Origin of the sequence: Pseudomonas cichorii, assembly GCF_003700275.1 — a bacterium.
Lineage (GTDB): Bacteria > Pseudomonadota > Gammaproteobacteria > Pseudomonadales > Pseudomonadaceae > Aquipseudomonas > Aquipseudomonas cichorii_B.
Map to the genome: position 1 here is coordinate 55,180 of NZ_RBRE01000016.1, position 13,100 is coordinate 68,279.

Below are 13,100 nucleotides of genomic sequence, written 5' to 3' on the forward strand. Positions count from 1 at the left end.
AAGTCGCGGTGGCTACAGGCATGAGGCACCGATTACTGAAGCCGGGCGAGCCGGGCCAGTGAAAAGCCGTTATCATAAGCGCCTATTTACCTGCCTTACCACGGACGACATGACTGAAAACGACTATCTGATCGGCTGGGGCCTCTATGCATTTGCAGCATTGGGCTGCCTGCTGGTGTGGTTTTTGATGACCGGCTGGATGTGGCGCTACCTGAAAGAGCCGCTGCGGGTGCTGGTTGCGGTGCTGCTGTTCACGCCGACCATCGTCGATCCGGCCAAGGAACTGTTCGCGCCTGCCGTGGCTGTCACGGCACTCGACCTGCTGTTCAAGGTCGGCAGCAATGTCTGGAGTGCGATCATCGATCTGGCTACCTATGGCATGTTTGCCTTTGTCGCCTATCTGGTGTTCGTGCTGGTGCGCTGGCCCATTGAAAAAAACCGCAAGACGAGCCAGCCCGCGCCGGTGGCCGAACCTGAAGAAGCGGATGACGAACCCTTTGCCCGTGATGAGCGCTATGCCCGCAAGCCAGCCGCACCGACCGGTACCGCGAGTCGTGGGCGAGTCGAGCCCCGGTTGTAGGCTCTGTACGAAAAGCCGCATGACCGAGCGCAGCCGCTTTATGTACAAAACCCGGTAACCCGCTTCGTTGGCAAGCGTGAAGCACGTATTGAAGCGAGAACCTGAGCATGTGTGAATTACTGGGCATGAGCGCCAATGTCCCGACCGATATCGTTTTCAGCTTTACCGGGCTGATGCAGAGGGGCGGGCGCACCGGTCCGCATCGCGATGGCTGGGGGATCGCGTTCTATGAAGGGCGTGGCCTGCGTCTGTTTCAGGACCCGGCGGCCAGCAGTGAATCGGAAGTCGCCCAACTGGTCCAGCGCTATCCGATCAAGAGCGAAGTGGTCATCGGCCATATTCGTCAGGCCAATGTCGGCAAGGTCTGCCTGTCCAACACTCATCCGTTCGTGCGTGAGCTGTGGGGACGTAACTGGTGCTTTGCCCACAACGGCCAACTGGCTGATTTCAACCCGCGTGCTACCTTTTATCGTCCTGTGGGCGATACCGACAGCGAGGCGGCTTTCTGTGACCTGCTCAACCGGGTGCGCGAAGCGTTTCCCGAGCCGGTGGAGATCGAACAACTGCTGCCTTCCCTGATCGAAGCCTGCGCCGAATACCGTGGCAAGGGTGTGTTCAACTGCCTGCTCAGTGATGGCGACTGGCTGTTCTGTTTCTGCAGTAGCAAACTGGTGCAGATCACCCGCCGCGCACCCTTTGGTCCGGCCCGCCTGAAAGATGTCGACATGATCGTCGACTTCCAGGCAGAAACCACGCCGCATGACGTCGTGACGGTGATTGCCACCGAACCGCTGACCGAGAACGAAACCTGGAATCGCTATGAGCCCGGTCAATGGGGTCTGTGGCGCAAGGGCGAATGCGTGACCCAGGGCTCAACCGACACCCCGATGTAAAACTCGCACAACCAACAAGAGGGATCTAAATGCTGCGAAGTTATCTGCGATTGGTCTTGTTCACCACTGGCCTGCTGGTGGGGGTTCAGGTTCCGGGGTTCATCAGTGACTACAGCAAGCGAGTCGAAGCGCATCTGATCGAGGCGCAGCAGGCCATCAAGGGTTACAACGCAACCGCACAGCAGTTCTTCAAGGGCGATGTGCAGGCCTTGATCCAGCACTATCGCAACAGTGAAGACCCGGTGTTTCGCAGCGATGCCGACAGCATCAGCTCGCTGTTGACCCGCACCCACGTGCTTGAACGCCAATGGCTCGGCCTGCAGGGCTCGTGGTATTCCCGAGCCTGGTATGTCGCGACCTCGGCCGATCCCGATATCCGCCGCGAAACCTTCAATGGCTACACCTGGCAAGTGCTGTTGGCGCCTGAAGTGATTGCCTGGGGCATCATTTCTGCATTGCTGCTGGCACTGCTGATTGAAAGTTTCTTCCTGCTGCTGGGCTGGGTAGTGACCGGCGGGCGACGCAAGCCCGCATTGAACCGGGATTGGCGCTGAAGAACTCTTCAGTTCTATCGATAAATAAAAAAACCGGCTGACCAGCCGGTTTTTTTATATAGGCATTTTGTAGCTGGTTTCACTCAACGTACTCGGCGTTTTCATGCAGTAGAGTCAGGTCGAATTTTTCTGTTGGCTGCCGTCATAAAAAGTGATGACAACAGCATGAAGGATTATGTACATGAATATCACGTTGATAGTTGACCAGCGCCTTACTTACAGAGAAGCGCTAAAGATCGCTTACGACAAGGCCAAGCTGGATGGCGAACTGGACGAACTGACGGAGGCCTCCTGCCAGGCTGAATTCAAAAAGCCACCTCCGGCTGCTATCTACCATGAATCAGATATGGTCAGTAGTGGGGGCACAAGTGATACTGGCGGTGTTTATTTCAAGATGTGGACTTTTCGAGAGGCCTATGAACAAGCAAAAATAAATGCAAGGGTCTGCGTCACTGAGTCGCTGTCAGACAAGATCAGTGATGTCGTTTTTGAGATCAAAAAAACACTACAGGAATCAAGGGCAGAGTTGACCGAGCAAGACTTGAAATTTTCGATAAATGAAGCTGGGGAGTTCAGGCCGGTGCTTTTGCCCGGAAAATCAAATCAAGTGCAGGAGAACTTTTTTACGAACCTGCTGAATGAAAACGAAAACTTGAGAACGCTGGCCCTGGAGTACGTCAGGATGGTGGCCAGTGTTATTGATTTTACTCTGGAAGGACGGAGTGCCTTTTACGCAAGATACTTTGCTCCCGAGAAAGCGGATTGTCATTGACACCACTTTATATGTCTACAGTTCAAACAACACACACCGTATTGTGCCGAATGTACTGCGCGACAACCTCAGGCTCATTCCACATCAGGACATCGAGAATGGAGAGGTTTTCCACGAAGCTGTAGGGCGCTGTCGGGTATTGCAGGGGTTCGGGTTGCAGGAAGCGCAGTTCTATTCCCCGGTCTTCCCATTCCCGGGGTATGAGTATCTCGCGTCCGCCCGGTGCGTTGATGTAGCGTCGGGCGCCCATCAGGCTGCTGATTTCCAGTGCCCATTGGCCGGCATGCTGGATGGGCGGCAGGTCCAGTTTCATTTCCGAGCAGGTTGTCCAGTTGAACTCCATTCCCAGGTAGTTGCATACGACTTCCAGAGAGCGGGCACTCAGTTCGCCAATGCTTTTCGAGCGTACCGAGTCGAAGGTCAGTTCGACCAGTTGCAGGGCCTGGCGATAGAAGGGGGCTTTGTCATGGTAGTGCTCGAGTTGACCCCGGATGCGTCGCAATGACGTGGCGTGATCGATGACTTCCGCGTCCTTGATCAGCATGCCGTCATAGGCTTTCACCGGCACAGTCATGTATTGCCAGCCGCCCTTGCCATCGAGCATTCGATTGCGGTTCATCCAGCTTTTGCGCTTGTATTTGACGATATCGAAGATGATCCCCTGTTCGACCGAGGCGATAAGCTGGAAGTAACCGAGGTAAGGAAAGAAATAGGGCTGCATGATGCCCAGAGTATTGGTCATGGGTACCCACGAAGTCTCGACGACGGCGTTAGCCGAAGGAGTAGTCAGGTCAGGAATACAACTGATTGGTTGTGATTACTGCTGGTGGGTGCCGCACATCTGAAGCCTAGCCGGGATGGCTGAAGGGGTACTGTTACTGGTCGCCTTCGACAAGCCAGTCGACGACTGGCTTTGACGAAAGGTGCAGATCAATCACTTGGCCAGATAGCGCATGCTTTCTTCCAGGCCGCGCAGGGTCAGCGGATACATCTGGTTTTCGATCAGGTCGCGAATGATGTGGGTCGAGGAGGTGTAGTCCCAGGCGTCCCTGGGATAAGGATTGATCCAGACAATCTTCTTGAATTTGGCCATGAAGCGCTGCATCCATACATAACCGGCTTCTTCGTTCCAGTGTTCGACACTGCCTCCCGGCTGGGTTATTTCATAGGGTGCCATGGCAGCGTCGCCGATAAAGATCACCTTGTAGTCCGCGCCATACTTGTGCAACAAGTCCTGGGTAGAGGTGCGTTCGGAGCCGCGCCGCAGGTTGTTCTTCCAGACGGATTCATAGATGAAATTATGGAAGTAGAAATACTCCATGTGCTTGAACTCGGTCTTGCAGGCCGAGAACAGCTCTTCGCAGACTTTCACATGGGCATCCATCGAGCCGCCGATATCGAATAACAGCAGCAGCTTGATGGTATTGCGTCGTTCCGGGCGCATCTGGATGTTCAGCAGGCCGGCATCGCGTGCGGTATGGTCGATGGTGCCGTCGATATCCAGTTCGTCGGCAGCGCCCTGGCGGGCGAATTTGCGCAGGCGACGCAGGGCGACCTTGATGTTGCGGGTGCCTAGTTCCACCTGATCGTCGAGGTTCTTGTACTCGCGCTGATCCCAGACCTTGACCGCCTTGCCCTTGCGCTCGCCGGCTTCACCGACGCGGATGCCTTCAGGGTTATAGCCACCCGAACCGAACGGGCTGGTTCCGCCGGTGCCGATCCACTTGTTGCCGCCGGCATGGCGTTCCTTCTGCTCTTCCAGGCGCTTCTTGAACTCTTCGATCAGTTTGTCCAGGCCGCCCAGCGACTGGATCTGGGCGCGCTCTTCATCTGTCAGCGAGCGCTCGAACTCCTTGCGCAGCCAGTCTTCCGGGATCAGCGCCTGCAAATGGTCGTCGAGCTTTTCCAGGCCGTTGAAGTAGGCACCGAAGGCCCGGTCGAACTTGTCGAAGTGGCGTTCGTCCTTGACCAGGATGGTACGCGCCAGAAAGTAGAACTCATCGATATCGGCAAAGATGACCCGCTGTTTCAGCGCGTTGATCAGGTCAAGCAATTCGCGCAACGACACCGGCACCTTGGCCGCACGCATTTCGTTGAACAGGTTGAGCAGCATGGCTGTCGGCCTTTTTCGTGGCAGAGTGGATAACGACGATCAGCGATTGCCGCGACGGCTCATGAACGCCAGGCGTTCGAGCAGTTGCACGTCCTGCTCGTTCTTGACCAGCGCACCGGCCAGCGGCGGGATTGCCTTGGTCGGGTCGCGCTCACGCAATACCGCTTCGCCGATATTGTCGGCCATCAACAGTTTCAGCCAGTCCACCAGTTCCGAGGTCGAAGGCTTTTTCTTCAGGCCTGGCACCTTGCGCACATCGAAAAATACATCCAGCGCTTCGCTGACCAGATCCTTCTTGATGTCGGGGTAATGCACATCGACGATCTTTTGCAGGGTGGTGCGATCCGGGAACGCGATGTAATGGAAGAAGCAGCGGCGCAGAAATGCATCCGGCAGTTCCTTCTCGTTGTTGGAGGTAATGATGATGATCGGGCGCTGTCTGGCCTTGATGGTTTCATCGATTTCGTAAACGTAGAACTCCATCTTGTCGAGTTCCTGCAACAGGTCGTTGGGGAACTCGATATCGGCCTTGTCGATTTCGTCGATCAGCAGAATCACCCGCTCTTCGGACTCGAACGCTTCCCAGAGCTTGCCTTTTTTCAGGTAGTTGCGCACGTCGTGGACTTTATCGACGCCCAGTTGCGAGTCGCGCAGGCGGCTGACCGCATCGTATTCGTACAGGCCCTGATGCGCCTTGGTAGTGGATTTGATGTGCCAGGTAATCAGTCGCGCACCGAAGGATTCGGCCAGTTGTTCGGCCAGCATGGTCTTGCCCGTGCCGGGTTCACCCTTGACCAGCAGCGGCCGCTCCAGAGTGATGGCAGCGTTGACTGCAAGCTTGAGATCGTCGGTGGCGACGTATGCGTGAGTACCTTCAAACTTCATGTATCAATCCTCTGGGCTCTGTACGAAATGCATCTGCGCTCGGTGATACTACGTTGAAAACAGGCTCGGAATGCTCATTTACAACACGTAAAGCCGAGCGTGACTCCGACCGTTCCTCGCCTGTTTTCGCCTTGTCTCACCGTCGCTCGAAAGCGTCTGGTACAGAGCCTGACGTGGGTAATGCGCGCAATCGCAGGCTGGCGCGGCTCAATGGGGGTAAAGAATGTGACGACTATAGCGCGCAGGATTACCGACTGTGAACGCAGATGCTTCATTCAGTCACTGAATGAAGGATTGCGTTCACAGGGTCGAGCAGCATTCAGGAGCTTTCATTGCTTTCATAGCGTGTATTGAACGCCTGGACAAAGGCATTGCGCAGCACTTGCAGGAAGGCCTGGAAGCCGCTGATGTCCTGCTGGCGAACGCTGCCGCTGAGTTCGACCCGAGTGGCGAACTGATTCTGCTTCTGGTTTTTCAGGACCGTTTCACTGCCGCCCACCAAGGCTTCCCAGATTGAACGGAAGAAGCCCTTGTTCTGGTTCTCGACATCCTGTTTCCAGTTGAAGACATCGACATTGCGCAGCAGCGGCTTGATATAGCCACTGAGCTGGCCATCGGTGGCCTGGGCCTCGATGACCAGATCGCCATTTCCGGCATTGAAATCGAACTTTGCATAAGCCGATGCAAAGTCATTGAGGCGTCGTAGATAAATGCCGGTGGCTCGCAGGCGGAAGTCGAAATCCTGGAAATCGCTGAGCGGGTCGAAGGTGGCGCTGCTTTCCACGGTCGCTCCGCCCAGCATCCGCGCCTTGCCTTCAAAGCGGGCATCGCGCTTGCCTTCGACATCGACCACGTTGGTCAGGTTATAGAGGCTGGCATTGACCCGGTCGGCCTCGATTTTGACCTTGGGAGTGGAGGTGAAGTTATTGAAGGTGATCCGCCCGTTTTCGATGCGTGCCTCATCAAGGGTGATGGGCAGCAGTTTGTTCAGTTGCGTGCGCCAGTCGGTGCCCTGACCGGTCTGTGAGGCCTGTTTGTCCGGGCCGCCGTCGACAAAGTTCAGCTCCGGCTCGATGACTACCATTCGGGCCACCACCGCATGGTTGTTCCACAGGGCAGGCCAGCTCACGGCAAGGTCGATGATCGGCACCTTGACGAACGGCACCGGCACCTTGCCGTCCACCTTGACGATATTCAGGCCGTTGATCTTGTAGGCTCCGCGCCACAGGGCGATATCCACATCGGTGATCTGGCCGCGGTAATCGCCCATGTCCGCGAGCTTGTCATTGAGGTAATTACGCACCAGATAGGGCAGGGCGGCATTGATGGCGATCAGCAATATGACGACAGTGGCCAGTATCCACAGCGGCCAGCGGTAGCGAGGTTTCATGGCCTGAGCCTCTGGAAGTGTTGAACGGTTGACTCCGGAGCTACGCATCCGTTCGCTGCAACTGGACGCGCAGTGGCGGTAAGCATAGGCTTTGAGTTTTTAACGCATGCGTACAAGGACACGATCATGAGCCGTATTTATGCTGATAACGCCCACTCAATCGGCAACACGCCGCTGGTGCAGATCAACCGCATCGCGCCTCGGGGCGTGACGATTCTGGCCAAGATCGAAGGGCGCAATCCGGGGTATTCGGTGAAGTGTCGGATTGGCGCCAACATGATCTGGGATGCCGAAAGCAGCGGCAAACTCAAGCCTGGCATGACCATTGTCGAGCCGACCTCGGGCAATACCGGGATCGGCCTGGCGTTCGTTGCTGCTGCCCGTGGTTACAAACTGACACTGACCATGCCGGCTTCCATGAGTATCGAGCGGCGCAAGGTGCTCAAGGCGCTGGGAGCCGAGCTGGTATTGACCGAGCCGGCCAAGGGCATGAAGGGCGCCATCGCCAAAGCCGAAGAACTGGTGGCCAGCGATCCTGAAAAATATTTCATGCCTGCGCAGTTCGATAACCCGGCCAACCCGGCGATCCATGAAAAGACCACCGGTCCTGAAATCTGGGAAGACACCGAAGGCGCCATCGATGTACTGGTGGCGGGTGTCGGCACCGGCGGCACGATCACCGGTATTTCGCGTTACATCAAGAACACTCAGGGCAAGCCCATCCAGTCGGTAGCGGTCGAGCCCGAGGTGTCGCCGATCATCACCCAGGCCCTGGCTGGCGAAGAGATCAAGCCCGGCCCGCACAAGATCCAGGGGATTGGCGCCGGTTTCATTCCAAAAAACCTGGACCTGTCGCTCATCGACCGGGTCGAGCGGGTCAGTGAGGATGAAGCCAAGGCCATGGCGCTGCGACTGATGCAGGAAGAAGGCATCCTGTGCGGGATTTCCTGTGGTGCGGCGATGGCTGCCGCCGCACGCCTGGCGGAAAAGCCCGAGATGCAAGGCAAGACCATTGTCGTGATCCTGCCGGACTCCGGTGAGCGTTATCTGTCGAGCATGCTGTTCAGCGATCTGTTTACCGAACAGGAATTGCAACAGTAAGCGTATCTTTGCCTTGTCGGCTTTGTACTGAATCGACAAGTGTTTATGATGGCCGGCTGCTGATGGCCGGATGTGTCATTGCGACCATCCGGCCATTGTGTTTTGTTCAAGAGCGCCCCTGACATGACGGCAGTATCTTCAACGTTCGGCTACTTGTCTGTTGCAAGGAGAGTTTCATGACCCTTTCATTTGTTGCCAAGGCATCGATCCTGATGCTGTTTCTGGGCAGCACGCTGTATGTGCATTTACGGGGCCGTGCGCGATTGCCGCTGTTGCGTCAGTTCGTCAACCATTCGGCGCTGTTCGCTCCTTATAACGCCTTGATGTACCTGTTTTCCGGTGTGCCGTCCAAACCGTATCTGGACCGCAGCAAGTTTCCCGAACTCGATGTGCTCAAGGACAACTGGGAAGAAATTCGCGAAGAAGCCATGCATCTGTTCGATGAAGGTTATATTCGCGCCGCCGAGAAGAACAACGACGCCGGTTTCGGTTCGTTCTTCAAGAAGGGCTGGAAGCGTTTCTATCTGAAGTGGTACGACAAGGCGCTGCCTTCTGCCGAAGCCCTGTGTCCGAAGACCGTGGCACTGGTCAACAGCATTCCGAATGTCAAAGGCGCGATGTTTGCCCTGCTGCCGGGCGACAGCCACCTCAATCCGCACCGCGATCCGTTTGCCGGTTCATTGCGCTATCACCTGGGCTTGTCGACGCCAAACTCCGATGCCTGCCGGATTTTCGTCGATGGCCAGGAATACTCCTGGCGTGATGGCGAAGACGTGATGTTCGATGAAACCTACGTGCATTGGGTCAAGAACGAAACGCAGACCACCCGCGTGATTCTGTTCTGTGATATCGAGCGTCCACTGACCAATGGCTTCATGACCCGCGTGAATCGCAGCGTCAGCGCCTTTCTTGGCCGCGCCACCGCGCCGCAGAACCTGGACGACGAGCGGGTTGGCGGCATCAACCGCGCCTATGCCTTCAGCAAGCGTTTCAGCGACAGCTTCAGTGGCAAGGTCAAACAGTTCAAGCGCCAGAACCCCAAGTCCTACCGGATTTTGCGTCCGGTGCTGGCAGTGATCGTCGCAGTTCTGTTGTGGAAGTGGTTGTTCGGATAAGCCCAATGGTTTGTGAACTGCCCCCCCAAGGGGTGGATTGGTGTCCAACTTCTTGGGGGCAGTTCATTTGTGTGGGAGCGGATTCATCCGCGAAGCCTGTTCGCGAATGAATGGCTCCTACAGGGTCCAGTTACAACGCGAAACGCGCCACCAACCCGTTCAGGCCGATGGCCAGACGTGACAGCTCATGGCTCGCAGCCGAGGTCTGGGTCGCTCCGGCGGCAGTCTGGGTCGACAGGTCGCGAATACTGACCAGACTGCGATCCACTTCCCGGGCTACCAGCGATTGCTGTTCGGCGGCGCTGGCGATAACCAGGTTGCGCTGGTTGATTTCGGAAATGGCCGCAGTGATCTTTTCCAGAGCCTGACCGGCGCTGCTGGCGCGCTTGAGAGTCTGGCCAGCCTGCTCGGCACTGTTCTGCATGGCACCGACCGTCTGGTGAGTACCGGTCTGAATGGTGCTGATCATCTGCTCGATTTCCTGCGTCGAGTCCTGAGTGCGCTTGGCCAGTGAGCGTACTTCATCGGCCACCACCGCAAACCCTCGCCCAGCCTCACCGGCACGTGCGGCCTCGATGGCGGCATTGAGCGCCAGCAGGTTGGTCTGGTCGGCGATACCGCGGATCACTTCCAGCACCTTGGTGATGTCCTGGGCCTGGGTCGCCAGTTCCTGTGCCTGTTCCGAGGCGCCCAAGACTTCGCTGACCAGCCCTTCGATCGACTCAATGGTTTCGGCTACCTGACGATGGCCATGCTGGCTGTCGGCATCCGAGGCCTTCGATGCCTGGGAGGTCGATACGGCGTTGCTGGCCACTTCATCCACGGCGGCGCTCATCTGGTTGACTGCCGTGGCCGCCAGTTCGATCTCGTCGTTCTGCGCCTGCAGGCCGCGCGTGCTCTGCTCCATGACCGAACTCATCTCTTCGGCTGCCGAGGCCAGTTGCGACGAGGATTCGCTGATGCTGTGGATGGTCGAGCGCAGGTTGTCCTGCATGGTTGCCAGCGCACTCAGCAACTGTGCCGGTTCATCCTGACCTTCATGGGTGATGGTTGCGCGCAGATTGCCCTGGGCGATGGTCTGCGCCACAGCCAGTGCTTCGTTGATCGGCTTGACGATGCTGCGGGTCAGCAGCCAGGCCAGCAATACCGTGCCGAGCAAGGCGGCGAAAATGATCAGGCTGACCAGGGTTTTCGTGGACTCATACAGACTGGCGGCTTCATTGGCGGCATTGTCGGCGCCTCGCTGGCTGAAGACGATTACAGCCTCCACGCTGGCATCGAGTATGCGCCCCTCGGGAGTGAGCTGTTCGGTAAGGATTTTCCGGGCGTCATCGAAATGCTGGCTTTCTATCTGCGCGACGATGTTGTCCACCAACGCCAGGTAGCGGGTTGCGTTGCTTTCAAGATCACCCAGCAGTTTGAGTTGCTGGCTGTCGCTGCTTTTGGCCTTCTGCTTTTGCAGGCGAGTGAACAGTTCGGTTCTCGCGTCGTTGATGACCTTCTTGCTGAGCGCCTGGCTGGCAGGCTCCGGCATGGCGATCAGGCGCAGTCCTTCCATGCGAATGGAAGCGATAGCGGCACCCGTATCGTGCATGTTCTCGATATCGGGCATCCAGGAATGTTCGATGACTTCTGCACTGGAACGCAACACGGCCATTTTCCCCAGGCAGAAAATCCCTACAACTGCCAGCAAGGCCGCGACCAATCCAAAGCCCAGACAGGCTCTGATCCCTATACGCATGTTCCTGATAAACATTGTTGCTCCTTGGTGTCGTGAAGCTCCCTGATTGTCTTTTTTGAGGGGGAGAGAAGGGTGAGTGATATCTTTGAGCTATCACTTTACTGACATGTGTTGGTCACCGGGCCATAAAAGATCCTGCATTACGTGGCCTGTCCCCGTTAAGTGGTGCCTGACGCTGGAGATTTCTGAACTAGGCTTTGAGTGTCTCAACCTGAGGCAAGCCCATGTCTGCCAATGCTATTGCCAGCCTGATCCTTGCCGGCTTCGATGATTATCGTGAGCACTTTCGGCAGATAACCGACGGTGCCCGGGAGCGTTTCGAGCGCGCACAATGGCAGTTGATCCAGAGTGCTTCGGCCGGGCGGATCAATCTTTATGAGCTGAAGGTCAGTGAAGTGATCGGCCATCTGCGAGCTGCCGCCGATGCCAGTGGACAGCCTCTGCACGTGCGCGAGTGGCCGATGGTCAAGAGCGCCTACATCGAGATGATCGAGCCGCGACTGGACGATGAGCTGGCCGAAACCTGGTTCAACTCGGTTTTCTTCGGTCTGTTCAGTCATGACCTGATCAGCGACGAGCGTATGTTCATCCACAGCACCCGGCCCGCAGTGCAGGCCCATGAACAGGTGGCGCAGGTTCGCAGTTACCGGCCACAGGAAGATATTGCCAGCATGTTCGCCTGCATCTTCCGCGATTACGGCTTCACGGTGCCTTATGCGGACCTGCCCGGCGATTTGCAGCGGGTCGCCGCGCAATTGCGGGAAAACCTGCCCGACTGGGTGTGCAAGGACCCGCAGCTGTGCGTCGAGCTGTTTTCATCGGTGTTCTATCGCAACAAGGGCGCCTATCTGGTGGGGCGCATCTACACCCCGGATGAACAATGGCCGCTGGTGATTGCCTTGCTGCACCGCGAAGGCAGCGGAATTGTCGTCGACACGCTGATTACCGACGAGGCCGAGGTGTCGATCATCTTTTCCTTCACCCGCTCGTATTTCATGGTCGATGTCCCGGTGCCTGCGGCGTTCGTGGGACTGCTGAAGAACATTCTGCCCGGTAAGCATATTGCCGAGTTGTACAGTTCCATCGGCTTTTACAAACAGGGTAAATCCGAATTCTACCGGGCCTTGATTCATCATCTGGCCCATACCGACGACCGTTTCACCATGGCACCGGGAGTGCGCGGCATGGTGATGAGCGTGTTTACGCTGCCGGGTTTCAATACCGTGTTCAAGATCATCAAGGATCGATTTTCGCCGTCGAAGAATGTTGACCGCCTGACCGTGATCGAAAAATACCGGCTGGTGAAAAGTGTCGATCGGGTAGGGCGCATGGCTGATACCCAGGAATTTGCCGATTTTCGCTTTCCGTTGGCCAGGTTCGAGCCCGAGTGCCTGGCCGAGCTATTGGAGCTTGCACCCTCGACAGTCGAAGTGGAAGAACAGGGCGCGGTGTTGATTCGCCACTGCTGGACCGAACGGCGCATGATTCCGTTGAATCTTTACCTGGAACAGGCCAGCCCGGCGCAGATGCGCGAGGTGCTGGATGATTATGGGTTGGCCATCAAGCAACTGGCGGCAGCCAACATTTTTCCAGGCGACATGTTGCTCAAGAACTTTGGTGTTACCCGTCATGGCCGCGTAGTGTTTTATGACTACGACGAAATCTGCTTGCTGACCGAGGCCAACTTCCGGCGTATCCCGCAACCGCGCACGCCTGAAGATGAAATGGCCTCCGAGCCCTGGTATTCCATTGGCCCGATGGATGTCTTTCCCGAAGAGTTTCCGCCTTTTCTGTTTGCCGATCTACAACAGCGCCGCCTGTTCGACAGCCTGCATGGCGAACTGTACGACGCTGATTACTGGAAAGGGCTACAGGCTGAGATCCGCGCAGGCAAGGTGATCGATGTGTTTCCGTATCGGCGTCCGGCAGCAGGCTGAGTTTTCCGCCAAAGCGGTA

General features: G+C 56.8%; 12 protein-coding genes. 7 read left to right on the plus strand and 5 right to left on the minus strand.

Features of this window, described 5'->3' with window-relative positions; genetic code table 11:
* Window positions 1-109: 109 nt before the first annotated feature.
* The 4 genes from ALQ04_RS04400 (at window position 110) to ALQ04_RS04415 (ending at window position 2,799) form a co-directional block, all read left to right on the plus strand.
* The gene (locus ALQ04_RS04400) at window positions 110-580 is read left to right on the plus strand and encodes an MFS transporter (RefSeq protein ID WP_122314723.1); all 471 of its coding nucleotides are present in this window, start codon (window positions 110-112) and stop codon (window positions 578-580) included.
* 107 nt (window positions 581-687) lie between these two features.
* Window positions 688-1,473, plus strand: coding sequence for a class II glutamine amidotransferase (locus tag ALQ04_RS04405; RefSeq protein ID WP_122314641.1), 786 nt, complete (start codon window positions 688-690; stop codon window positions 1,471-1,473).
* A gap of 29 nt (window positions 1,474-1,502) precedes the next feature.
* Window positions 1,503-2,027, plus strand: coding sequence for a DUF2937 family protein (locus ALQ04_RS04410; RefSeq protein WP_122314642.1), 525 nt, complete (start codon window positions 1,503-1,505; stop codon window positions 2,025-2,027).
* 181 nt (window positions 2,028-2,208) lie between these two features.
* On the plus strand, window positions 2,209-2,799 hold the full coding sequence (locus tag ALQ04_RS04415; RefSeq protein WP_147466561.1) for a hypothetical protein: 591 nt from the start codon (window positions 2,209-2,211) through the stop codon (window positions 2,797-2,799).
* Between the two features lie 22 nt (window positions 2,800-2,821).
* On the opposite strand, the gene ALQ04_RS04420 is transcribed toward ALQ04_RS04415, so the two are convergent.
* The 4 genes from ALQ04_RS04420 to ALQ04_RS04435 all read right to left on the minus strand — a co-directional run bounded on the left by ALQ04_RS04420 (window position 2,822) and on the right by ALQ04_RS04435 (window position 7,187).
* Entirely contained in the window at window positions 2,822-3,541 is a 720-nt protein-coding gene (locus tag ALQ04_RS04420) for a WbqC family protein (RefSeq protein ID WP_122314644.1), read from the minus strand.
* 192 nt (window positions 3,542-3,733) lie between these two features.
* Window positions 3,734-4,912 carry a VWA domain-containing protein gene (locus tag ALQ04_RS04425; RefSeq protein WP_122314645.1) on the minus strand — a complete coding sequence of 393 codons (1,179 nt, stop codon included), beginning with the start codon at window positions 4,910-4,912 and terminating at the stop codon, window positions 3,734-3,736.
* A gap of 39 nt (window positions 4,913-4,951) precedes the next feature.
* Window positions 4,952-5,797, minus strand: coding sequence for a MoxR family ATPase (locus ALQ04_RS04430; protein ID WP_122314646.1), 846 nt, complete (start codon window positions 5,795-5,797; stop codon window positions 4,952-4,954).
* Window positions 5,798-6,116: 319 nt separating this feature from the next.
* Window positions 6,117-7,187 carry a DUF748 domain-containing protein gene (locus ALQ04_RS04435; protein WP_122314647.1) on the minus strand — a complete coding sequence of 357 codons (1,071 nt, stop codon included), beginning with the start codon at window positions 7,185-7,187 and terminating at the stop codon, window positions 6,117-6,119.
* A 126-nt stretch (window positions 7,188-7,313) separates the two neighbouring features.
* Here ALQ04_RS04435 and cysK point away from each other — a divergent pair, with 126 nt between their 5' ends.
* Window positions 7,314-8,288, plus strand: coding sequence for a cysteine synthase A (gene cysK, locus ALQ04_RS04440; protein ID WP_122314648.1), 975 nt, complete (start codon window positions 7,314-7,316; stop codon window positions 8,286-8,288).
* A gap of 176 nt (window positions 8,289-8,464) precedes the next feature.
* Window positions 8,465-9,403 (plus strand): aspartyl/asparaginyl beta-hydroxylase domain-containing protein, encoded by a 939-nt coding sequence (locus ALQ04_RS04445; RefSeq protein ID WP_122314649.1) that lies wholly within the window; start codon window positions 8,465-8,467, stop codon window positions 9,401-9,403.
* Window positions 9,404-9,533: 130 nt separating this feature from the next.
* Here the strand turns inward: ALQ04_RS04445 and ALQ04_RS04450 are convergent, their stop codons facing one another.
* A complete protein-coding gene (locus ALQ04_RS04450) occupies window positions 9,534-11,159 on the minus strand; it encodes a methyl-accepting chemotaxis protein (protein WP_122314650.1) in 1,626 nt (541 codons plus the stop codon).
* 209 nt (window positions 11,160-11,368) lie between these two features.
* On the opposite strand from ALQ04_RS04450, the gene aceK reads away from it, so the two are divergent.
* Window positions 11,369-13,081 (plus strand): bifunctional isocitrate dehydrogenase kinase/phosphatase, encoded by a 1,713-nt coding sequence (gene aceK / locus ALQ04_RS04455; protein WP_122314651.1) that lies wholly within the window; start codon window positions 11,369-11,371, stop codon window positions 13,079-13,081.
* Window positions 13,082-13,100: the final 19 nt, after the last annotated feature.

Excerpts from the sequence above, each read along its gene's own strand:
- ALQ04_RS04430 (WP_122314646.1), bottom strand. The coding sequence starts at position 5,797 with ATGAAGTTTGAAGGTACTCACGCATACGTCGCCACCGACGATCTCAAG.
- ALQ04_RS04415 (WP_147466561.1), top strand. The coding sequence starts at position 2,209 with ATGAATATCACGTTGATAGTTGACCAGCGCCTTACTTACAGAGAAGCG.
- ALQ04_RS04400 (WP_122314723.1), top strand. The coding sequence starts at position 110 with ATGACTGAAAACGACTATCTGATCGGCTGGGGCCTCTATGCATTTGCA.
- ALQ04_RS04410 (WP_122314642.1), top strand. The coding sequence starts at position 1,503 with ATGCTGCGAAGTTATCTGCGATTGGTCTTGTTCACCACTGGCCTGCTG.
- ALQ04_RS04405 (WP_122314641.1), top strand. The coding sequence starts at position 688 with ATGTGTGAATTACTGGGCATGAGCGCCAATGTCCCGACCGATATCGTT.
- ALQ04_RS04435 (WP_122314647.1), bottom strand. The coding sequence starts at position 7,187 with ATGAAACCTCGCTACCGCTGGCCGCTGTGGATACTGGCCACTGTCGTC.
- ALQ04_RS04450 (WP_122314650.1), bottom strand. The coding sequence starts at position 11,159 with ATGTTTATCAGGAACATGCGTATAGGGATCAGAGCCTGTCTGGGCTTT.
- ALQ04_RS04420 (WP_122314644.1), bottom strand. The coding sequence starts at position 3,541 with ATGACCAATACTCTGGGCATCATGCAGCCCTATTTCTTTCCTTACCTC.
- ALQ04_RS04445 (WP_122314649.1), top strand. The coding sequence starts at position 8,465 with ATGACCCTTTCATTTGTTGCCAAGGCATCGATCCTGATGCTGTTTCTG.
- aceK (WP_122314651.1), top strand. The coding sequence starts at position 11,369 with ATGTCTGCCAATGCTATTGCCAGCCTGATCCTTGCCGGCTTCGATGAT.
- cysK (WP_122314648.1), top strand. The coding sequence starts at position 7,314 with ATGAGCCGTATTTATGCTGATAACGCCCACTCAATCGGCAACACGCCG.
- ALQ04_RS04425 (WP_122314645.1), bottom strand. The coding sequence starts at position 4,912 with ATGCTGCTCAACCTGTTCAACGAAATGCGTGCGGCCAAGGTGCCGGTG.